Origin of the sequence: Variovorax boronicumulans (genome assembly GCF_019352895.1) — a bacterium.
GTDB classification, from domain to species: domain Bacteria; phylum Pseudomonadota; class Gammaproteobacteria; order Burkholderiales; family Burkholderiaceae_C; genus Variovorax; species Variovorax boronicumulans_A.
This window is the reverse complement of the sequence record NZ_JAAAFX010000007.1, coordinates 256,239-275,904: the sequence shown is the minus strand read 5'-3', so window position 1 is coordinate 275,904 and position 19,666 is coordinate 256,239. Positions and strand designations below refer to the sequence as shown.

20 protein-coding genes are annotated in these 19,666 nt (G+C 69.9%); 3 read left to right on the top strand and 17 right to left on the bottom strand.

Annotation, left to right across the window (positions count from 1 at the left end):
* Positions 1 to 7 precede the first annotated feature (7 nt).
* From nikE to K0H49_RS16255, 4 genes are read right to left on the bottom strand one after another with little or no spacing between them, the layout of a single operon-like run.
* The gene (gene nikE / locus K0H49_RS16270) at positions 8 to 1,720 is read right to left on the bottom strand and encodes a nickel ABC transporter ATP-binding protein NikE (RefSeq protein ID WP_219214569.1); all 1,713 of its coding nucleotides are present in this window, start codon (positions 1,718 to 1,720) and stop codon (positions 8 to 10) included.
* Positions 1,717 to 2,595 (bottom strand): ABC transporter permease, encoded by an 879-nt coding sequence (locus K0H49_RS16265; protein WP_257624915.1) that lies wholly within the window; start codon positions 2,593 to 2,595, stop codon positions 1,717 to 1,719. The genes nikE and K0H49_RS16265 overlap by 4 nt, the downstream gene beginning before the upstream one ends.
* Entirely contained in the window at positions 2,592 to 3,518 is a 927-nt protein-coding gene (locus K0H49_RS16260) for an ABC transporter permease (RefSeq protein ID WP_257624914.1), read from the bottom strand. Before K0H49_RS16260 ends, K0H49_RS16265 begins: the two co-directional genes overlap by 4 nt.
* The gene (locus K0H49_RS16255; protein ID WP_219214567.1) at positions 3,518 to 5,164 is read right to left on the bottom strand and encodes an ABC transporter substrate-binding protein; all 1,647 of its coding nucleotides are present in this window, start codon (positions 5,162 to 5,164) and stop codon (positions 3,518 to 3,520) included. The genes K0H49_RS16260 and K0H49_RS16255 overlap by 1 nt, the downstream gene beginning before the upstream one ends.
* A gap of 322 nt (positions 5,165 to 5,486) precedes the next feature.
* Here K0H49_RS16255 and K0H49_RS16250 point away from each other — a divergent pair, with 322 nt between their 5' ends.
* Positions 5,487 to 6,704 (top strand): acyl-CoA dehydrogenase family protein, encoded by a 1,218-nt coding sequence (locus tag K0H49_RS16250; RefSeq protein ID WP_219214565.1) that lies wholly within the window; start codon positions 5,487 to 5,489, stop codon positions 6,702 to 6,704.
* Between the two features lie 15 nt (positions 6,705 to 6,719).
* Here the strand turns inward: K0H49_RS16250 and K0H49_RS16245 are convergent, their stop codons facing one another.
* Genes K0H49_RS16245 through K0H49_RS16235 form a run of 3 tightly spaced genes read right to left on the bottom strand, consistent with a single transcriptional unit; the run spans position 6,720 to position 9,337 of the window.
* Positions 6,720 to 7,697 (bottom strand): Bug family tripartite tricarboxylate transporter substrate binding protein, encoded by a 978-nt coding sequence (locus K0H49_RS16245; protein ID WP_219214563.1) that lies wholly within the window; start codon positions 7,695 to 7,697, stop codon positions 6,720 to 6,722.
* Between the two features lie 34 nt (positions 7,698 to 7,731).
* Positions 7,732 to 8,481 (bottom strand): SDR family oxidoreductase, encoded by a 750-nt coding sequence (locus tag K0H49_RS16240; protein ID WP_219214561.1) that lies wholly within the window; start codon positions 8,479 to 8,481, stop codon positions 7,732 to 7,734.
* A 10-nt stretch (positions 8,482 to 8,491) separates the two neighbouring features.
* Entirely contained in the window at positions 8,492 to 9,337 is an 846-nt protein-coding gene (locus K0H49_RS16235; protein ID WP_219214559.1) for an ureidoglycolate lyase, read from the bottom strand.
* A 94-nt stretch (positions 9,338 to 9,431) separates the two neighbouring features.
* Here K0H49_RS16235 and K0H49_RS16230 point away from each other — a divergent pair, with 94 nt between their 5' ends.
* The gene (locus tag K0H49_RS16230) at positions 9,432 to 10,379 is read left to right on the top strand and encodes a LysR family transcriptional regulator (RefSeq protein WP_219214556.1); all 948 of its coding nucleotides are present in this window, start codon (positions 9,432 to 9,434) and stop codon (positions 10,377 to 10,379) included.
* 42 nt (positions 10,380 to 10,421) lie between these two features.
* Here the strand turns inward: K0H49_RS16230 and K0H49_RS16225 are convergent, their stop codons facing one another.
* Complete coding sequence (locus K0H49_RS16225) at positions 10,422 to 10,991, bottom strand: TetR/AcrR family transcriptional regulator (protein WP_219214551.1); 570 nt, start codon at positions 10,989 to 10,991, stop codon at positions 10,422 to 10,424.
* Positions 10,992 to 11,118: 127 nt separating this feature from the next.
* The gene (locus K0H49_RS16220) at positions 11,119 to 12,021 is read right to left on the bottom strand and encodes an EamA family transporter (protein ID WP_219214549.1); all 903 of its coding nucleotides are present in this window, start codon (positions 12,019 to 12,021) and stop codon (positions 11,119 to 11,121) included.
* An 80-nt stretch (positions 12,022 to 12,101) separates the two neighbouring features.
* On the opposite strand from K0H49_RS16220, the gene K0H49_RS16215 reads away from it, so the two are divergent.
* Positions 12,102 to 12,599, top strand: a complete 498-nt coding sequence (locus K0H49_RS16215) for an Lrp/AsnC family transcriptional regulator (RefSeq protein WP_219214547.1) — start codon at positions 12,102 to 12,104, stop codon at positions 12,597 to 12,599.
* A gap of 69 nt (positions 12,600 to 12,668) precedes the next feature.
* Here the strand turns inward: K0H49_RS16215 and K0H49_RS16210 are convergent, their stop codons facing one another.
* The 8 genes from K0H49_RS16210 to K0H49_RS16175 are packed head-to-tail and all read right to left on the bottom strand — an operon-like array spanning position 12,669 to position 19,655.
* A complete protein-coding gene (locus tag K0H49_RS16210) occupies positions 12,669 to 12,884 on the bottom strand; it encodes a TOBE domain-containing protein (protein WP_183026473.1) in 216 nt (71 codons plus the stop codon).
* Between the two features lie 57 nt (positions 12,885 to 12,941).
* Positions 12,942 to 13,538 carry a malonic semialdehyde reductase gene (locus K0H49_RS16205; protein WP_219214545.1) on the bottom strand — a complete coding sequence of 199 codons (597 nt, stop codon included), beginning with the start codon at positions 13,536 to 13,538 and terminating at the stop codon, positions 12,942 to 12,944.
* A gap of 19 nt (positions 13,539 to 13,557) precedes the next feature.
* Entirely contained in the window at positions 13,558 to 14,844 is a 1,287-nt protein-coding gene (locus tag K0H49_RS16200) for an O-acetylhomoserine aminocarboxypropyltransferase/cysteine synthase family protein (protein ID WP_219214544.1), read from the bottom strand.
* Between the two features lie 29 nt (positions 14,845 to 14,873).
* Complete coding sequence (locus K0H49_RS16195; RefSeq protein ID WP_219214541.1) at positions 14,874 to 15,695, bottom strand: ATP-binding cassette domain-containing protein; 822 nt, start codon at positions 15,693 to 15,695, stop codon at positions 14,874 to 14,876.
* Entirely contained in the window at positions 15,692 to 16,660 is a 969-nt protein-coding gene (locus K0H49_RS16190) for an aliphatic sulfonate ABC transporter substrate-binding protein (protein WP_219214539.1), read from the bottom strand. The genes K0H49_RS16195 and K0H49_RS16190 overlap by 4 nt, the downstream gene beginning before the upstream one ends.
* 13 nt (positions 16,661 to 16,673) lie before the next feature.
* A complete protein-coding gene (ssuC, locus tag K0H49_RS16185; RefSeq protein ID WP_219214535.1) occupies positions 16,674 to 17,510 on the bottom strand; it encodes an aliphatic sulfonate ABC transporter permease SsuC in 837 nt (278 codons plus the stop codon).
* An 8-nt stretch (positions 17,511 to 17,518) separates the two neighbouring features.
* Complete coding sequence (gene ssuD, locus K0H49_RS16180) at positions 17,519 to 18,688, bottom strand: FMNH2-dependent alkanesulfonate monooxygenase (RefSeq protein ID WP_219214532.1); 1,170 nt, start codon at positions 18,686 to 18,688, stop codon at positions 17,519 to 17,521.
* Between the two features lie 10 nt (positions 18,689 to 18,698).
* Entirely contained in the window at positions 18,699 to 19,655 is a 957-nt protein-coding gene (locus tag K0H49_RS16175) for a sulfonate ABC transporter substrate-binding protein (RefSeq protein ID WP_219214530.1), read from the bottom strand.
* Between the last annotated feature and the right edge of the window lie 11 nt (positions 19,656 to 19,666).

Below are 19,666 nucleotides of genomic sequence, written 5' to 3'. Positions count from 1 at the left end.
GCTCCGCTCAGGCCGCTGCCACCAGCGGCTTGGGCACCGCCGACAGCAGCGCACGCGTGTAGGCGTGCTGCGGCTGCAGGAACACCGCGTCCACCGACCCCTGCTCGACGATGCGGCCTTCGTTGAGCACCAGCACGCGGTCGGCGATGTGGTGCACCAGGTGGATGTCGTGCGAGATGAACAGCAGCGCCGTGCCCAGGCGCGACTGCAGTTCGCCGATCAGGTCGACCACCTGCGCCTGGATCGAGATGTCCAGCGCCGACACCGGTTCGTCGCACACGATCAGCGCGGGCTCGGCCGCCAGTGCGCGTGCAATGGCGACGCGCTGCCGCTGGCCGCCCGACAAGGTGCGCGGCGAGCGGTCGAGCACCGCGGCACCGAGGCCCACCTGTTCGAGCAGCGCGCCGATGCGGCGCGACGCGGCCGCGCCCGACAGCCCGCCCAGGTTCTCCGCGATCACGTCGCGCACCGTGTAGCGCGGGTCGAAGCTGCTCAGCGGGTCCTGCGGGATGTACTGCAGCCTGGGCCGCAACGCGCGGCGTGCGCCTTCGGATTGACCCGACCAAGGATGGCCCAGCAGGCGCACCCGGCCCGCGTCCGGTTCGAGCAACCCCAGCACGATCTTCGCGCAGGTCGACTTGCCCGAACCCGATTCGCCGACCAGCCCGAGCACCTCGCCCGCGCCGATGGCGAAGGACACTTCGCTCAGCGCCACGAAATCTTGTGCCGCCGCCCCCCGCCCGCCGCGCGCGAAGCGCTTGCCGAGGCCCTCGACCTCGAGCACGACGTCGCCGTCCGTCACCGCGCGCGGTGGCAGCGGGTCGCGCACGAGCTGCGTGCGGCCGTCGTGGGCCGACGATTCGAAGCGCGCGGACGCGAGCCGGCTGCCCTTGGACGAGGCCGAGGGCACGGCCGCGATCAGCTGGCGCGTATAGGCATGGCGCGGCCTCGACAGCACCTCGGCGGTCGGGCCCGACTCCACCACGCGGCCGGCGCGCATCACCAGCACGCGGTCGGCGATGCCGGCCACCACCGACAGGTCGTGGCTGATCAGCAGCAGGCCCACGCCGTCGTCGCGCACGCGGCGCGACAGCACCTCGATCACCTGCTTCTGGATGCTGGCGTCGAGCGCGGTCGTGGGCTCGTCCGCGATGATCAGTCTCGGCTGGCCGGCGATGGCGGCGGCGATCAGCGCGCGCTGGCGCAGGCCGCCCGAGAGCTGGTGCGCGTACTGCCCGATACGCACCTCGGGGTCGGGAATGCCGACGCGCGCGAGCGTGTCGAGCGTGCGCTGCACGATGGCGCCGCGCCCCCGCAGCAGCCGGTGGTGCGTGAGCACCTCGCCGACCTCCTGGCCGATCGAGCGCAAGGGGTCGAGCGACACCAGCGCGTCCTGCATCACCAGCCCGGCGAAAGTGCCGCGCTGGCGCCGCCAGGCGGCCTGGTCGAAACGCCGCGCATCGGCGCCCTCGAGCAGGAAGCGCCGGGCGGACACCTGCGCGCCCGGGCCGGCCAGGTCGAGCAGGCTGCGCGCGGTCACGCTCTTGCCCGAGCCCGACTCGCCGACCAGCGCCACGCACTCGCCAGGGCGGATCAGCAGGTCCACCGACTCGACCACCGCGCGCCGGCCTTCGGGGCCATCGAAGTGGATGCTCAGGCCTTCGATGTCCACCAGCGGCGCCGGCAGTGGATCGATGTGTGGTTCAAGGACCGCGCTCATGCCGTCCGCCCTTCGAAGCGGCGCTGCAGCTGATGCCCCAGCACGGTGAACGCGATCACGGTCAGCGTGATCGCGGCGCCGGGGAAGACGCCCGGCCACCAGGCCACGCGCAGCACGTCGCGGCTCTCGGCCAGCATCACACCCCATTCGGGCGTCGGCGGCTGCGGGCCCAGTCCGAGAAAACTCAGGCCCGAGGTCGCGAGGATGGTCGACCCCACATAGATGGTCGCGGTCACCGGCACCGCCACCAGCACGTTGGGCAGCACATGGCGCAGGAAGACCTGGGCGCGGCTCTTGCCGTAGATGTAGGCATGCGTCACGTAGTCCGCGTTGCGCACCACCTGCGTCTGGGCGCGCACCACGCGGCCGAACTTCGGGATGCCGGCGATGCCCACGGCCATCGCGATGTTCGCCATGCCCTGGCCCAGGAAGATCACCACCAGCATCGCCAGCAGCACGCCGGGGAAGGACGAGATCACGTCGAACAGCCGCGAGATGCCCTCGTCGAGCCAGCGGTTGCGCTGGCCCGCGGCAATGCCCAGCAGCACGCCGAAGAACACCGAGATGGCGGTGCTGCCCAGGCCGATGGCCAAGGAATAGCGCGCGCCGTGCAGCGTGCGCGCGAGCACGTCGCGACCCAGCCGGTCGGTGCCGAACGGATGCTCGGCACCCGGCGGCTGCAGCACGGCCAGGAAGTCGCCTTCCAGCGGATCGTGCGGCGTGAGCCAGCCCGGCGCGACCGCCGCGACCAGCAGCACCAGCACGAACAGCGCCGACAACAGCGCGCCGATGGGCAGGCGCGGGCGTCGGCGCGGCGCAGCCTCGGCCGCGCCCGTCGGGGCCGGCCCGGCCATCGCTTGGGTGGAAGCATTCATGGTGTCTTCAATCTCGGGTCGATCAGCACGTAGAGCAGGTCCAGCAGCGTCGACGCCGCCACATGGATGAAGGCCGCGAGCAGCACCACGGCCAGCACCACCGGCACGTCATGGCTCAAGACCGCGTTGAGCGTGACGGTGCCCAGGCCCGGCCGGCCGAACACCTTCTCGGTGATCACCGCGCCGCCCAGCAGCCCGCCGATGAGCCAGCCGCCCAAGGTCATCACCGGCAGCGCCGCATGGCGCAGCACATGGCGCACGCGCAGCCCCCACTCGCTCAGCCCGCGCGCGCGCACCGTGACCACAAAGGGCTGGTCGAGCGTCTTCTCCATCGCTTCGCGCAGCACCTGCGTCAGCAGGCCGGCCGTGGGCAGCGCCAGCGTGATGGCCGGCAGCACCAGCGAGGCCCAGCCCTCGTCACCCGAGACCGGCAGCCACTGCAGCGTGAACGAGAAGGTCATCAACAGCAGGATGCCGAGCCAGAACACGGGGGTCGAGGCGAACACCAGCTCGACGAAGGACGCGAGCGCGCGCGCGGCGCGCCCCTGAGCGGAGGTGAGCGTCGCCACCACCACCGCGATCAACAGCGCCAGGATGCCGGCGCTCACCGCGAGATGGACCGTGGGCCACAGCTGCGAGGCCACCACCTCGGCGACCGGCGTGCGCAACTCGTAGGAGGTGCCGAAATCGCCCGACGCGATGCGCCGCAGGAAGTCGAAGTACTGCGCCGGCAGGCTGCGGTCGAGCCCCCACTCGGCGGCGATCGCCTCGCGCAGGCCCGGGTAGTCCAGGTCGCCCGCCAGGATGTCCGCGATGTTGCCCGGCAGCGCATGCAGCGCGAAGAAGGCCGCCGTGGTGCTCCCCCAGGCCACCACCACGCTCGCGCCGAGGCGCGAGGCGGCACGGCGCCACAGCGACGCCATCACTTCGCGTCCAGCCAGACGTCGTGGAAGTTGGACGGCGAATCGAGCTGCGTCTCGAAGGACAGGCCGCGCACATGGGCCTTGGCCGCCAGCTGGTAGTTGGCCGAGAACAGCGGCACGATGATCCCCTGGTCGACAGCGCGGCGCTGCGCGTCCTCGACCAGCTTCTTCTTGCCTTCGGCGCTGGTGGACGCCAGTGCGTCGTTGATCAGGCCGAACAGTTCCTTGTCGCCCTTGTCGGCCACGGCGTGGATGAAGCCGCTCTCGCCGATGTTGCCCTGCAGCTCCTGCGCGGCGTCGGCCGGCAGGTAGGTGTTCGGGTAGATGGTCCAGTTGCCCTTCTGCAGTTGCTGCGCCCATTCACCGCCGGTGATGAAGCGCAGCTTCAGGTCGAAGCCCAGGTTCTTGCGCAGCTGCGCCTGCAGGCCCTGGATCAGCACCTCGCGGTTGTCGCGGATGAAGGGCTGCGGATAGCCGACCTCGATCGAGAGGCGCTGGCCGTCCTTGGTGCGGTAGCCTTCGGCATCGCGCGTGGTCCAGCCGGCCTCGTCGAGCAGCCGGTTCGCGCCCTTCACGTCGTTGCCCCAGCTGTTCTCGAGCGCCTTGTTGTAGAAGTGGTTGTCGGGCCCGATGTTGGACCAGGCGCGGCGGTAGGTGCCGCGATAGACGCTGTTGACCAGCGCGCCGATGTCGGCGCCGTCACGCAGCGCGCGGCGCACGCGCACGTCGGTCGCGGGCGGGATGGTGTAGTTCACGTTGAGCGTGAACGAGGTCTGCGCACCGGCGGGCCCGACCAGGAACTGGAAACCCGGCCGGCCCTTGAACAGGCCCACGTCGGTCGGCTGCACGCCTTCGATCACATCCACCTGGCCCGAGGACAGCGCGCCCGCACGCACCGCGTACTCGGGCAGGAAGCGCACCGTGAGGCGGTCCAGGTAGGCTGCGCCGGGGTGCGCCGCATAGCCCGGTGCCCAGGCGTAGTCCTTGTTCTTCACGAACGACGCCGACTGCCCGCGCGTGTAGTTCTCGAACACGAAGGGGCCGGTCCCGGCCAGCGCCGGGCCGCCCGCGCACAGGCCGTCGCCCGACTGCAGTGCCTTGGGCGAGATCAGGCCCAGGCGCACGCTGGCGATGGATTCGAGCAGGCCCGAATCGGGCCGCGCGAGCTGCAGCCGCACCTCGGTCGGCGACACCACCTGCACGGCGCTCACCGACTTCAGCAGCTCGCCGGCGGCGTTGGTGTTCTTGGTGTCGCGCACGAAGTCGAAGTTGAACTTCACGGCCTCGGCGTCGAGCTTGCTGCCATCGTGGAACAGCACGTTGGGGCGCAGCTTGAAGCTGTAGGTCTTGCCGTCCGCCGACACCGACCACTCCTGCGCCAGCCAGGGCAGGAACCTGCCGCCCGTGCCCTTGGCCACCAGCGAGTCGATGTAGTTGCGGATGACGATGTAGGAGTTCTGCTGCGTCGAGCGGTGCGGGTTGAAGCAGATCGGATCGGTCGTCACGCCGAAGCTGAGCTGGCCGCCGGACCGCGGTGTCTCCGCCGCCGTCGCCTGGCCGAAGCACAGCAGGCAGGCTGCCGCAGCGCCGAGGGAAAGACGAAGGCTGCGGCGAGCCGCGTGGCCGGAGACGAGGGGGAGAGACATCCTGGGGTCCTGGGTGAAAGTGGCGCAGGGCACGGCATCGTCGGACGCGGGCCGCCGCTGAAGAAGATGAAAAAAGGGGTCGCGCGAAGGGCGACGCCTGCGGATTCTTCGTGCTGCCGCGCACCGCGGGAAGGAAGACTTCGGCAGATGCTTAGTTGCGCAGCGAGGAAGCAGAGGCTTCCGGTGCGTGGCGCCCGCAACGGCCCTCATGCGCTGCGCGTATTTGCTCGCGCGTTTTTCTTCCTTGGAAAGCGGGGCGCGCTTTCTAGGATGGGACCCTTCGCACCGATCCGTCCGCCGCGCGCCCGCGCGGCCTCTCCCCATGCCCCACCCTGCCCCCACGGACGCCCAGCTCGCTGCGCGTTTTCGCCCCGTCTTTGCCCGCATCGCCGAGCACGCCGCCCGCCGCGAACACGAACGCGCGCTCGCCCACGATGCCGTCGGCTGGCTGCGCGAGGCCGGCTTCGGCGCGTTGCGCGTGCCCGCCGCGCACGGCGGCCTCGGCGCCACGCCCGAGCAGCTCTACGAACTGATCATCGAACTGGCCGAGGCCGATTCCAACCTGCCGCAGGCACTGCGCGCGCACTTCGGCTTCGTCGAGCGCGTGCTGGTGGAGTTCGCGCCCGAACAGCGCGCGCCCTGGCTGCGCCTCGTGGCCGATGGCGCGATCTTCGGCAACGCCACCACGGAGGCCGGTGACGGCGAACTCGGCCAGTTGCAGACCCGCGTGTTCCAGGAGAACGGCGCCTGGCTGCTGAGCGGCGAGAAGTTCTACAGCACCGGCACGCTGTATGCCGACTGGGTCGCGGTCACGGTGCAGCGCGAGGACACCGATCCCGCGCTATGGCGCACGCTGGCGCTGGTGCGCACCGACGCCCCCGGCGTGACGCGCCTGGACGACTGGAACGGCTTCGGCCAGCGCCTGACCGCTTCGGGCACCACGCGCTTCGAGCGCGTGCCCGTCGATGCCGCGCACATCGTCGACTTCTCGCGCAGCGGCGCCACGCTGATGACCGCGGTGTTCCAGCTGTTCCACATCGCGACGCTGGCCGGCATCGCGCGCGCCATCGAGCGCGATGCGGTGGCTTTCGTGCGGCCGCGCAAGCGCGTGTTCAGCCACGGCAGCGGCGCGGTGCCGCGCGAGGACCCGCTGGTGCAGCAGGTGATCGGCCAGCTTGCGAGCACGGCCTTCGTCGCCACGCTGGCGGCGCGCGAAGTCGCGCGTGGCCTGGGCGAACTCGACCGGGTGCGGTTGCGCGGCGAGCCGCTGCCCGAGGACCTGCTGGTCGACGTGGAGTTGCGCGCGGGCAAGGCCCAGATCGCGGTGACCGAGGCCGTGCTCGGTGCCGCCACGCGGCTGTTCGACGTGGGCGGCGCGACCGCGCTGCAGGAAGACCGCCGGCTCGACCGCCACTGGCGCAACGCCCGCACGCTGGCCTCACACAACCCGGTGATCTACAAGTCGCGCGTGATCGGCGACCACGCGCTCAACGGCACGCGGCCGACCTTCTACTGGGGCGTGGGCACGCGCGCGGGCTGAGGACGCTGTCGCCGCTCAGGGCTTGTTCAGTTCGAGCTTGGGCACCAGCGCGGCATAGAAGGCGCGGTCCTTGTCGATCACGGTCTGGAAGGCCGCCGCGTCGGCATAGGCCCAGCCCAGGCTGGCCTTGCTCAATGCGTCGCGGAACACCGCGTCGTCGGCCGCCTTGCGCGCGACCTCGCTCAGGGTCTGCACGATGTCTGCGGGCGTGCCTTTCGGAACCGCGAGGCCGCGCCAGACGCCGACCGTCAGGTCGACGCCGCGTTCCTTGAGGGTGGGCACCTTCTCGAAGACGCCGCCCACGCGCTGGTCGGACATCACGGCCAGCGTGCGCAGCTTGCCCGCCGCCACGTGCTGTGCCACTTCGCCCGGGCTCACGGTGATCGCGTCGACGTGGCCGCCCAGCAGCGCCACCACCGCCGGTGCCGCGCCCAGGAAGGGCACGTGGTTCACCTTCACGTCGGTCTTCTCGGCGAAGGCGGCCGCGGCCATGTGCCAGATCGAGCCCATCCCGGCGTTGCCGATGGGCATCGGGTCCTTGCGCTTGCGCGCATCGGCGAGGAACTCGTCGATGGTCTGCCAGGGCGCGTCGGCGCGCACCGTCACGGCCGAGGGGTCGGCGTTCAGCCGCGCGATCGGCCGCAGGTCGGACGCGGTGTACTTGGTGATCCCGAGGTTCGGGATGATCGTGATCTCGCAGATGATGATGCCGATCTTGTAGCCGTCGGGCTTGGCGTTGATCAGCTCCGCCGTGCCGATCGCGCCGCTGGCGCCCGGCTTGTTGATGACGATCATCGGCTGCTGCGGCAGGTACTTCTTCGAGGCCTCGGCGAAGGCGCGGCCCACCAGGTCGGTGCCGCCGCCGGCGGCCACCGGCACGATCAGCTCGATGGTCTTCGAAGGGTAGTCGCTGGCGGCCTGCGCGGCGGCGCCGAAGCCGGTGGCGGCCAGCGCGCAGGCGGATGCGATCACATCGCGTCGGGTGAATTTCATGGCTTGTCTCTGTTGTTCTGGAAGAAAAAGGATCTCAGTAGGTCGCGCGGCCGCCGGAGAGGTCGAACACCGCACCGGTGGTGAAGGAGTTGTCCTCCGACACCAGCCAGGCCACCATGGCCGCGACCTCCTCCACCTCGAGGAAGCGCCCGCGCGGGATCTTCGAAAGCATGTAGTCGATGTGCTGCTGCGACATCTGGTCGAAGATGCGCGTGCGCGCCGCGGCCGGCGTGATCGCGTTGACCGCGATGTTCTTGCTGGCGGTTTCCTTGCCCAGGCTCTTGGTCAGCGCGATCACGCCGGCCTTCGAGGCGCTGTAGGCACCGGCGTTGGGGTTGCCTTCCTTGCCCGCGATCGACGCGATGTTCACGATGCGGCCGTAGTTGCGCGCGACCATGCCCGCGACGACCGCCCGGTTGACGTGGAAGGCGCCGTGGAGGTTGACGTCGACCACCCGGTGCCATTCGGCAGGCGAGTAATCGGCGACCGGGGCATTGGCACCGGCGATGCCGGCGCTGTGCACGAGCATGGCGATCGGTCCGCAGGCCGACTCGGTCTGCGCGACGGCCGCCTCGACCTGCGCCAGGTCGGTCACGTCCACCTGCACCGTGTGCACGGCCTGGCCCGCCAGGGTTTCCTGCGCGGCCGCCAGTGCCGCCGGGTCCGCATCCCACAGCGAGACGCGTGCGCCGCCGCCGAGCAGGCGTTGCGCCACCGCGAAGCCGATGCCCTGCGCGCCGCCGGTGATGACGGCGGTGCTGCCGTTGAAGTCGTAGCTGATCATGGAGTGCCCTTCAGGCCGCGACCGTGCGCTGCTGTTGTTCACCCAGGCCGTCGATGCCCAGGCGCATGGTCTGGCCGGGGCGCAGGTAGACCGGCGCGGGCTTGCAGCCCATGCCGACGCCGGGCGGCGTGCCGGTGGAGATCACGTCGCCGGGCTGCAGCGTCATGAAGCGGCTCAGGTAGGCGATGAGCTGCGGCACGCGGAAGATCATGGTGCGCGTGTTGCCGTTCTGGTAGCGGTGGCCGTCGACCTCCAGCCACAGGCCGAGCGCATGCGGATCGGGCACCTCGTCGGCCGTGACCAGCCAGGGGCCCGTGGGGCCGAAGGTGTCGCAGCCCTTGCCCTTGTCCCAGGTGCCGCCGCGCTCGAGCTGGTAGTTGCGCTCGGACACGTCGTTGATCACGCAGTAGCCCGCCACGTGGTCCAGCGCGTCGGCCTCCTCCACATAGCTCGCGGCCTTGCCGATCACCACGCCGAGTTCGACCTCCCAGTCGGTCTTCTCCGAGCCGCGGGGGATCTTCACGTCGTCGTTGGGGCCGACCACGGCCGAGGTCCACTTGCCGAAGACCACCGGTTCGGCCGGCACGGCCATGCCGGATTCGGCCGCGTGGTCGGCGTAGTTCAGGCCGATGCAGATGAACTTGCCGATGTTGGCCACGCAGGCACCGAGGCGCGGCGAACCGTCGACGGCCGGCAAGGCGGCGGGGTCGAGGGCCCGCAGCCGGGCCAGCGTGGCGACGTCGAGCACGCGGCCGTCGACGTCGGCGATGTGGGCGGACAGGTCCCGCAGGGTGCCGGCCGCATCGAGCAGGCCGGGTTTCTCTTGGCCGGGGGGGCCGTAGCGCAGCAACTTCATTTCAGGTCTCCTTGGTGCCGCGGATTCTCAAAGGGCCGGCCCTTGCTGCATAGTGAGAGCTGTTGATCCGGCAATAACTTCGAGTGATCCCCCCATGGTTCCCAGCCTTTCCTCGATCTCCTCCCGCCTGCGCTTTCGCCAGCTGTCGCTGCTGATCGCCCTGGAGGAATGCGGCTCGCTGCACAAGGCGGCCGACCGGATGGGCCTGACCCAGCCCGGCCTGACCAAGGCGCTGCGCGAGATCGAGCTGACCTTCGGCACCGAGCTGTTCGTGCGCACGCCCAAGGGCGTGCACCCGAACGAGCTGGGGCTCTGCATCATTCGCTACGCCCGCCTGATCGACGCCGACCTCGGGCACCTGCGCGAAGAGATCGACGGCGTGCTGCGCGGCGGCGGCGGGCGCGTGGCGGTGGGCTCGATCACGGGCGCGCTGCACTCGGTGCTGATCGGCGCGCTGTCCGAGCTGCGCCGGCTGCAGCCCGCGCTGTCGATCGACGTGCGCGAGAACATCAGCATCGAGCTGCTCAACCAGGTCAACGAGGGCCGGCTCGACCTGGCCATCTGCCGCACCACGGTGTCGAGCCAGGCCGAGCAGTTCGATTACGAACCGTTATTGGACGAGGCGGTGGCGGTGGCCGTCGGGCCGCAGCATGCGCTTGCCAATGCGCGCCGCGTGACGCTCGCGCAACTGGGCAAGAGCCGATGGATCCTCTACCCCGGCAACATGCCGCTGCGCCAGCTGCTGGAACGCGAGTTCCTCGAGGCGGGGCTGCCGCTGCCGCCCTACCCGATCGAGACCGCGTCCTCGCTGGCCACCATGCTGCTGCTCAAGGAAGACCCGCAGGCGGTGGCGCTGATGGCCGCGGCGACCATGGACTTCTGCGAGGAGCACCAGATCGCGCGGCGGCTGCCGCTGCAGATCCGCTCGCGCCACGAGGCCTACGGCATCGTCACGCGCCGCGGTGCGCGGCTGTCGCCCGCGGCCGGCATGCTGGTCCAGTGCCTGCGCGCGGCGGCGCAGGCGCAGCGGGCGAGCGCCTGAGCGCCATCGGCGCGCCGCCGGCTCCAGGCGCGCGACGCGCGTTCACTTCGTGGCGCGGCGTTTGCCATGGCCCAGCGCGTCCATCGCGACCTGGACGATGTGCGGTCGCCATTCGCGTTTCAGGTCTGCATGCACCGCCTGCAGGGCCGTGACGCTGAGCGCGGTGAACGCACCTGTCACGCGCACGATGCGCTCCATGTCGAGCTTCTTCAGATCGATGCCGAGCGCCTCGTAGAGGATGAGCCCGATCTCCACCAGCTGCGGATCGCCGTCGGGCTCGTTCTCGGCGATACGGCTGGCGAACGTCGAGACGCCGGGCCAGTCGTAGGTGAACTGCACCGCGCGCTCCACCAGCGCCCGATCGCGCTCGATGCCGACCGGAATGTGCGCCGTGCTGGCGCGCACCTCCTGCATGTGGGCCCGCACGGTGTCGATCGCCGCGGCGTAGATCGCGAGCTTGCTCGGAAAGTGATGCAGCAGGCCGGCCTTGGAGTAATTGACGGCATCGGCGATCTGCTGGAGCGAGGTATGGTCGAAACCGTGCCTGGCGAACAGGGCCGAGGCGCGGTCGATGATGTCGGCGTCGATTTCTGATTTGGTGGGTTTGGGCATGGATTCGGTCACTCGGCGGCAGAGGCACGCGACAGGCCCCTCGATCGCGTCGGAGTATTCCATACGCGATGGCGCACCACCGGGCCCGCCAGCGGGTCCGATCGAGCGATCGGACCCTGGCGCAAGCTCAGGACACCCCGTCCTGCACGAGCACCGGCCTGGCCGCGCGCCTGGCGGACCGGCCGGCCGTCATGGCGCTGCCCATCGAGGCGCCCACGATGAGCCCGATCGCCAGCCATTGCGACAGGCTCAGCTGTTCGCCGAGCAGGCCCAGCGCCAGGATGGCGGCCACGGCGGGCTCCATGCTGATCATGATGCCGAAGGCATGCCGGGGCAGGCGCCGCAGCGCCATCATCTCCAGCGAGATCGGGATGGCGCTCGAGAGGATGGCCACGCCGAGGCCGACCAGCAGCAGCGACGGCGACAGCAGCGCCGCGCCGGCATGCGCCACGCCGAAAGGTATGGCCACCAGCGCGGCCATCGTCAGGCCCAGCGACACGGTCTGGCCCGTGGGCAGGTGGCCGACGCGCTTGCCGAAGACGATGTAGGTCGCCCAGCAGACCGCCGCCGCCAGTGCGTACATGACACCGACCGGGTCGAGCGTGCTGACGTCGTGGCCGAGCGGCAGCAGCAGCCCCAGGCCGCACACGGCGAGCAGCACCCACACGAAGTCCATGGGCCGGCGCGACGAGAAGATCGCGACCGCCAGCGGGCCCGAGAACTCGATGGCCACGGCGATGCCGAAAGGCAGCGTGCGCAAGGACATGTAGAAGGCCAGGTTCATCGCGCCCAGCGCCGCGCCATAGCAGGCGATCACGCGCAGGTCCGCGCGGCTCGCGGGCTTGCGCCAGGGGCGCCACAGCAGCAGCATGAACAGCGCGGAGAAGCCGATGCGCAGCGCGGTGGTGCCCTGGGCACCGAGGGCCGGGAAAAGACTGTTCTTGGCCCAGGAGGTGCCCAGGCCGAGACAGACGACGGCGCCGAGGATGGCGAGAAAGGGAATGAGCGAGGCGGTGCGGGTCGAAGACATTGGAGACAATGTATTGCGTGGACTGCTTGCTTTTTCTTGTATTTCCAAGCGCCTCACGCAACTTTCGCTCACCCTGCCCCATGCCGCCCCACGACCCCTCTTCCCTCGACAGCATCGACCTCGCGATCCTGGACATCCTGCAGCGCGACAACACCGTGCCGCAGCGCGCGATCGCGCAGGCGGTGCACCTCTCGGCACCCGCCGTGCAGCGGCGCATCCAGCGACTCAGGGAAAGCGGCGTCATCCGCGCCGAAGTGGCCGTGCTCGACGCGGTCAAGCTGGGCCGGCCGCTGACCTTGACGGTGGAGGTGCACGTGCACGACGAACACCCCTTGCGCACCGCGGGCCTGCGCGCACGCATCGCGGCGGAGCCCGCGGTCCAGCAGTGCTACGCCATCACCGGCGAGGCGGACTATCTGTTGATCATCAACGTCGCGTCCATGGCGGACTACGACGCGCTCGCCGAGCGGCTGCTGCGGGGCGACGACAACGTGCGGCGCTTTCGCACCTCCGTCGCCCTCGCTTGCCTGAAGGTGGGGCTGCAGGTGCCGTTGCCGCAGCAGGGCACGCCTGCATGAGGTGCGGCGGCCCTGCGATGTGAAGCGCAACGCCGCGGCCCGCGAGATCGCCTCGCGGGCCGCGCGCGCTCAGAGCTTGGCGATCGAGACTTCGGTCGACTTCACCAGCGCGACCACGTCGGAGCCGGGCTTGAGTTGCAGCTCGTCGACCGAGCGCGTGGTGATCACCGAGGTGACGATGCCCCAGGGGGTCTCGACATCCACTTCGGAGACGACGTCGCCGCGGATGATTTCCTTGACCTTGCCCTTGAACTGATTGCGGACGTTGATGGCTTGGATGGACATGGTGATTTCTCTTTCGGGTTGAAGCGGGAATGAACGAAATGAATGCGGCGCGGCGGGTCAGGCGATCTCGGCCACTTCGTCGAAGGCCAGTCGCGGCCCGCGTTCGAAGGTGCCGCTGGGGTCGGCCACGCCCAGGTTGAGCAAAAAGTTGGTGCGGTAGCGGCCGTCGGGGAAGAAGGCCTGGTCGACCAGCGCGGCGTTGAAGCCCGACTGCGGGCCCGCATCGAGGCCCAGCGCGCGCGCCGCGAGGATCAGGTAGGCACCTTGCAGGCTGCTGTTGCGGAAGGCCGTGGCCTGCGCGGCCTCGGCGCTGTTCTCGAAGATCGGCTTGGCGTCGTAGGCCGGGAACTGCGTGGGCAGGTGCTCGTAGAAGCGCGTGTCGTGCGCCACGATCACCGTCACGCCGGCCGCGAGCGTCTGCGCGCTGTTGCCCGCCGACAGCGCCGGCTTGAGCTTTGCCTTGGCCTCCTCGCTGCGCACGAACACATAGCGCGCCGGCTGGGCGTTGAAGGCCGTCGGGCCCCACTTCACGAGCTCGTAAAGCTGGTGGATCAGTTCGTCGGTCACGGGCACGGGCCGGAAGGCATGCACCGTGCGGGCCGCGCGGAACAATTGGTCCAGCGCAGCTTCGGGGATGGTGTTGAGCGTGGTCATGGTCGTTTCTGCAAGGCGTTCAGGAGGCCGCCGCCAGCGCGACGTCGAGGTCCGCCAGCAGGTCGTCGATGTGTTCGATGCCGACCGACAGGCGCACCGTGTCCTCGGTCACGCCGGCCTTGGCCAGATCCTCGGGGTTGAGCTGCCGGTGGGTGGTCGAGGCCGGGTGCGTGGCCAGCGAGCGCACGTCGCCGATGTTCACCAGGCGCGTGAAGAGCTTGAGCGCATCAAGGAACTTCGCGCCGCCTTCGCGGCCGCTGCCGATGCCGAAGGTCAGCACGCCGCTCGACTTGCCGCCGAAGTACTTCTGCGCCAGCGCATGGTCGGGGTGGTCTTCGAGCGCCGCGTAGTTGACCCAGTTCACGGCCTTGTGCGCCTTCAGGTGCTGCGCCACCGCCAGCGCATTGCTGCTGATGCGGTCCATGCGCAGTGCCAGCGTCTCGATGCCCTGCAGGATCAGGAAGGCATTGAAGGGCGAGATGGCCGCGCCGGTGTTGCGCAGCGGCACCACGCGCGCACGGCCGATGAAGGCGGCCGGGCCCAGCGCCTCGGTGTAGACCACGCCGTGGTAGCTCACGTCGGGTTCGTTGAGGCGCTTGAAGCGTTCCTTGTGCTCGGCCCAGGGGAACTTGCCCGAGTCGACGATCGCGCCGCCGATGCTGGTGCCGTGGCCGCCCAGGTACTTGGTCAGCGAGTGCACCACGATGTCGGCGCCGTGCTCGATGGGCCGGCTCAGGTACGGCGAGGGCACGGTGTTGTCGACGATCAGCGGCACGCCGTGGCGGTGCGCGATCTCGGCGATGGCCGCGATGTCGGTCACGTTGCCGGCCGGGTTGCCCAGCGACTCGACGAACACCGCCTTGGTCTTCTCGTCGAACAGCTTCTCGAAGCTCGCCGGATCGCGGTGGTCCGCGAAGCGCGTGGTGATGCCGAACTGCGGCAGCGTGTGGGCGAACAGGTTGTAGGTGCCGCCATACAGCGCGGTGCTGCTGATGATGTTGTCGCCGGCTTCCGCGATGGTCTGGATCGCGTAGGTCACGGCGGCCTGGCCCGAGGCCACGGCCAGCGCCGCGATGCCGCCCTCGAGCGCGGCCACGCGCTGTTCGAGCACGTCCTGCGTCGGGTTGTTGATGCGGGTGTAGATGTTGCCCGGCACCTTGAGGTCGAACAGATCGGCGCCGTGCTGCGCGCTGTCGAAGGCATAGGCCACGGTCTGGTAGATCGGCGGCGCCACCGCGCGCGTGGTCGGCTCGGGCGAGTAGCCGGCGTGGACCGACAGGGTTTCGAATTTCCAGGTGTTGGACATGTGTGTGCCTTTTGTTTGGATGAAAGTGTTCAGACCGCCCAGCGCAACGCGTGCGCGGGGGTGGTGAGCCAACGGTCGTCGGGGTTCTCGGACTCGGCCGTACCGGGCTTCTGCAGCACGCGGTCGAGGATGCGCTTCTCGATGGCCGCGAAGGCCGGGTCGCCCTGCGAGCGCGGGCGCGCCAGTGCGATGTTCTCGTCGAGCGCGATGCGGCCGTCCTCGATCAGGATCACGCGGTCGGCCAGCGCCACCGCTTCCTGCACGTCGTGCGTGACCAGCAGCGCGGTGAAGCGGTGGCGCTGCCACAGGTTCTCGATCAGCCGGTGCATCTCGATGCGCGTGAGCGCGTCCAGCGCGCCCAGCGGCTCGTCGAGCAGCAGCAGCCGCGGGTGGTGCACGAGCGCGCGCGCCAGCGCCACGCGCTGCCGCTGGCCGCCCGACAGGCGCGCCGGCCATTCGTTCTCGCGATCGGCCAGGCCGACCTGGGCCAGCACCTCGCGGCCGCGTTCGCGCAGGTCGGTCGGCAGGCCCAGCGTGACGTTGTCGAGCACGCGACGCCAGGGCAGCAGGCGCGCTTCCTGGAACATGATCCGCGTGTCGTCGTGCAGGCCGTCGATGGCGCGGCCGTCGGTGGCCAGCGTGCCTTCGGTGGCCGCTTCGAGGCCCGCCACCAGGCGCAGCAGCGTGCTCTTGCCGCAGCCGCTGCGGCCCACGATGGCGATGAACTGGCCGGGCTCGATGCTCAGCTGCGTGTTGCGCAGCACTTCGCGCGCGCCGTAGCGCTTGTGCACGCCGCGCACTTCGAGCTTCACGCCGCCGGCGATCAAAGGTTCGTTCGATACGGTCGTCATGCGCCGGCTCCTGGTTGAAACAGCGGCACGTCGAGCGCGTTGAGCTTGCGCGGCAGCAGCTTCTCGGCGAAGAAGGCGTCGGCGATCTTCTGCTGCTCGGCCAGGCCCTCGGCCACGGCCGGGCGCACCGCGTAGCTGCGCCGGGCGTTGGCCTGCTCCACCGTGGCAGCGTCGATGCCCCACACCGGCGCGAGCAGCGCGGCCGCGTCCTTCGGGTACTGCTTGACCCAGCGGCCGGCCTTCGCCAGTTCGGCATAGAGCACGCGCAGCACGTCGGGCCGCGCGGTCGCGAACTTGGTGCTGGCCAGGTAGTAGCGCTGGTACGAAGCGATGCCAGTGCCGTCGGCCAGCACCCGCAGCTTCGACTGGCGCTGGGCGGCCGAGAGGAACGGGTCCCAGACGACCCAGGCGTCGATCGCGCCCTTCTCGAAGGCCGCACGGCCGTCGGCCGGTGTCAGGTAGGCGGGCTCGATGTCCTTGAAGGACAGGCCGGCCTTGTCGAGCGCGGCGATCAGCAGGTAGTGCACGCCCGCCGCCTTGGCGAAGCCGATCTTGCGGCCCTTGAGGTCGGCCACCGTGCGAATGGGCGAGTCCTCGCGCACCACGATCGCCTGGGCCGCGGGCGACGGCGCTTCCTGCGCCACGAAGGTCAGTTGCGCACCGGCCGCCTGCGCGAACACCGGCACGGTGTCGGCCACGTCGGCGCTGAAGTCGAGGTTGTCGAGGTTCAGCGCCTCGAGCAGCGGCAGGCCGCTGGTGAACTCGTGCCAGCTGGGCTTGACGCCCAGCGGCGCGAGCTGCTGCTCGAGCGTGCCCTGGGTCTTGAGCACCACGATCAGCGTCGACGACTTCTGGTAGCCGATGCGCACCGTGCTGTGGCCCTGCTGCGCGAAGGCCGATGCCGCACCGAGCGCGGCCAGCGTGCCGAGCGCGCCGCGGCGGGTGAAGGAAAGCGATGAGGTCATGGGGGTCTTTCCGTCACTTGGATTGGTAGCCGGGGTGCCAGCGCAGCCACCAGTGCTCGAGGCCGCGCGCGAACAGGTCGGCCAGCTTGCCGAGCAGCGCGTACAGCAGGATGCCGACCAGCACGATGTCGGTCTGCAGGAACTCGCGGGCGTTCATCGTGAGGTAGCCGATGCCGGCCTGCGCCGAGATGGTCTCGGCCACGATCAGGATCACCCACATCAGGCCCAGCGAGAAGCGCAGCCCGACCAGGATCGACGACAGCGCGCCCGGCAGGATCACCTCGCGGTAGAGCTGCCAGCGCGTGAGGCCGTAGGTGCGGCCCATCTCGATGAGCTGCGGGTCGACGTTGCGGATGCCGTGGAAGGTGTTGAGGTAGATCGGGAAGAACACCGAGATGCTGATCAGGAACAGCTTGGCGGTCTCGTCGATGCCGAACCACAGGATCACCAGCGGGATCAGCGCCAGCGCCGGGATGTTGCGCACCATCTGGATGGTGGAGTCGAGCAGGGTCTCGGCGAACTTCACCGAGCCGGTCAGCAGGCCCAGCGCCAGGCCCGCGCCGCCGCCGATCGCGAGGCCGGCGAGCGCACGGCCCGCGCTGACCTTCACGTGGGTCCAGAGTTCGCCCGAGACGGTCAGCGTCCACGCGGCCTTGACCACGTCGACCGGCGCCGGCAGCACGCGCGTCGACAGCCAGCCAAAGGAGGATGCGATCTGCCAGAACACGATCAGCCCCACGGGCACGAGCCAGGGAATCAGCCGCTTCGCGACATTCACGGCGAAGCCCTTGAGCGCGCCTCCCGCGCCATTGGCGGCGACAGCCGGCAGTTTCTGCACTTGTTCGGTCATGGCCGTCCTCAGCTTTGCGAAGCCAGACGCGAAGGCGCGTCGAGATTGGCCACGACTTCGCCGAAGGGCCCGGTCGGCAGGCCGCCGGCCAGCCGTGCCTTCGTCTTGTAGGAGAGCAGCGGGAACACCAGCTCGGCGAAGCGGTAGGCCTCCTCGAGGTGCGGGTAGCCCGAGAGGATGAACTTGTCCAGGCCCAGCGCCGCGTACTCCTCGATGCGTGCGGCGACGGTCTTGGCGTCGCCGACCAGCGCCGTGCCCGCACCGCCGCGCACCAGGCCCACGCCGGCCCAGAGGTTGGGCGAGATCTCGAGGTCGGCCCGGGTGCGCTTGGCGCCCTTGGCATGCAGCGCGGCCATGCGGCGCTGGCCTTCGGAGTCCATCTTCGCGAAGGCGGCCTGGGCCCGGATCACGGTGGCGTCGTCGACGCGGCTGATCAGATCCTCGGCGGCCTGCCAGGCGGCGTCGTCGGTTTCGCGCACGATCACGTGCAGGCGGATGCCGAACGCGACCTTGCGGCCCTTGCTCGCTGCACGCGCCTTGACGTCTGCGATCTTCTTCGCGACCTCGGCCGGCGGCTCGCCCCAGGTCAGGTAGGCATCGACCTGCTCGGCAGCAAGTTCGTGCGCGGCCTCGGAGGAGCCGCCGAACCACACCGGCGGGTACGGCGTCTGCACCGGCGGGTACAGCAGCTTGGCGCCCTTGACCGTCAGGTGCTTGCCTTCGTAGTCGAAGCTCTGGCCGTCGTGGCTGCGCGCCAGGATCTCGCGCCAGATGCGGATGAACTCCGCCGACTGCTCGTAGCGCGAGGCATGGTCGAGGAACACGCCGTCGCCCTCGAGCTCGGTCTGGTCGCCGCCGGTCACGAGGTTCACCAGCAGGCGGCCTTCCGAGAGCCGGTCGAAGGTCGCGGCCATGCGCGCGGCCAGGCTGGGCTGGTGCAGGCCCGGGCGCACCGCGACCAGGAACTTGAGCTTCGTGGTCGCACCGATCAGGCTCGAGGCGATGACCCAGGGGTCCTCGCAGGAGCGGCCCGTGGGGATCAGCACGCCCTCGTAGCCGAGGCGGTCGGCGGCGCCGGCGATCTGCTGCAGGTACGACAGCTCGACCGGCCGTGCGCCCTCGGCGCTGCCGAGGTAGCGGGTGTCGCCGTGCGTGGGAAGGAACCAGAAGAATTGCATGGCGACGGACTCAGGCGATGCTGGCCGCGGCGGCCTCGAGCACGTTGATCTTCTTGGGGATCAGCTTCAACGCGAAGAAGGTGTCGGCGATCTGTTGTTGCTCGGCCAGGATGGCCTTGGTGATCGGGCCGGTGCCGTAGCGGCCGCGGCTCACCGACAGGTCAAGCACGGGCTTGGGCAGGCCCAACAGCGCGGCGAGTTCGGACGAGAACGCGTCCTTGTTGGCTTCGGCCCACTTGTCGATGCTGTTGATCTCCTCGGTCACGATGCTCAGCACGTCCTGGTTCTTCGCCACGTAGTCGAGCGAGGAGAAGTAGAAGGCGCGGTTGCCCACCACGCCGGTGGCGTCGGCCAGCACGCGCGCGTCGAGCGTCTTCTCGGCGGCGGCCAGGAAGGGGTCCCAGATGACCCAGGCGTCGACCGAGCCCTTCTCGAAGGCCGCGCGCGCATCGGCCGGCGGCAGGTAGACGAGGTTCAGGTCGGTGTAGGCCAGGCCGTGCTTCTCGGCCAGCTTGACGATGAAGTAGTGGACGTTGCTGCCCTTGTTGAGCGCGATCTTCTTGCCCTTGAGATCGGCCACGGTGCGCAGCGCCGAGCCCTTGGGCACCAGCACCGCTTCCGAGGCGGGGCGCGGCACGGTGGCGGCCACGTAGGCCAGCGGCGCACCCGCGGCCTGCGCGAAGATCGGCGGCGCTTCGCCCACGTCGCCGAAGTCGATCGAGCCGACGTTGAGCGCTTCGAGCTGCACCGGGCCGGCCGTGAACTCGGTCCACTTCACCGACACGTTGAGCGGCGCCAGCCGCTTCTCGAGCGTGCCGCGGCCCTTGAGCAGGCTCAGGTTGCCCTTCTGGTTGCCGATGCGCAGCGTGCGTGCCGGCGGCTGTGCCAGTGCGGCGAAGGAAGGCAGCACGATGGCGGCGGCGGCGCCCTGGATCAGGCGGCGGCGGGGGAGCGAAATGGAGGTCATGTGTGGGTTCT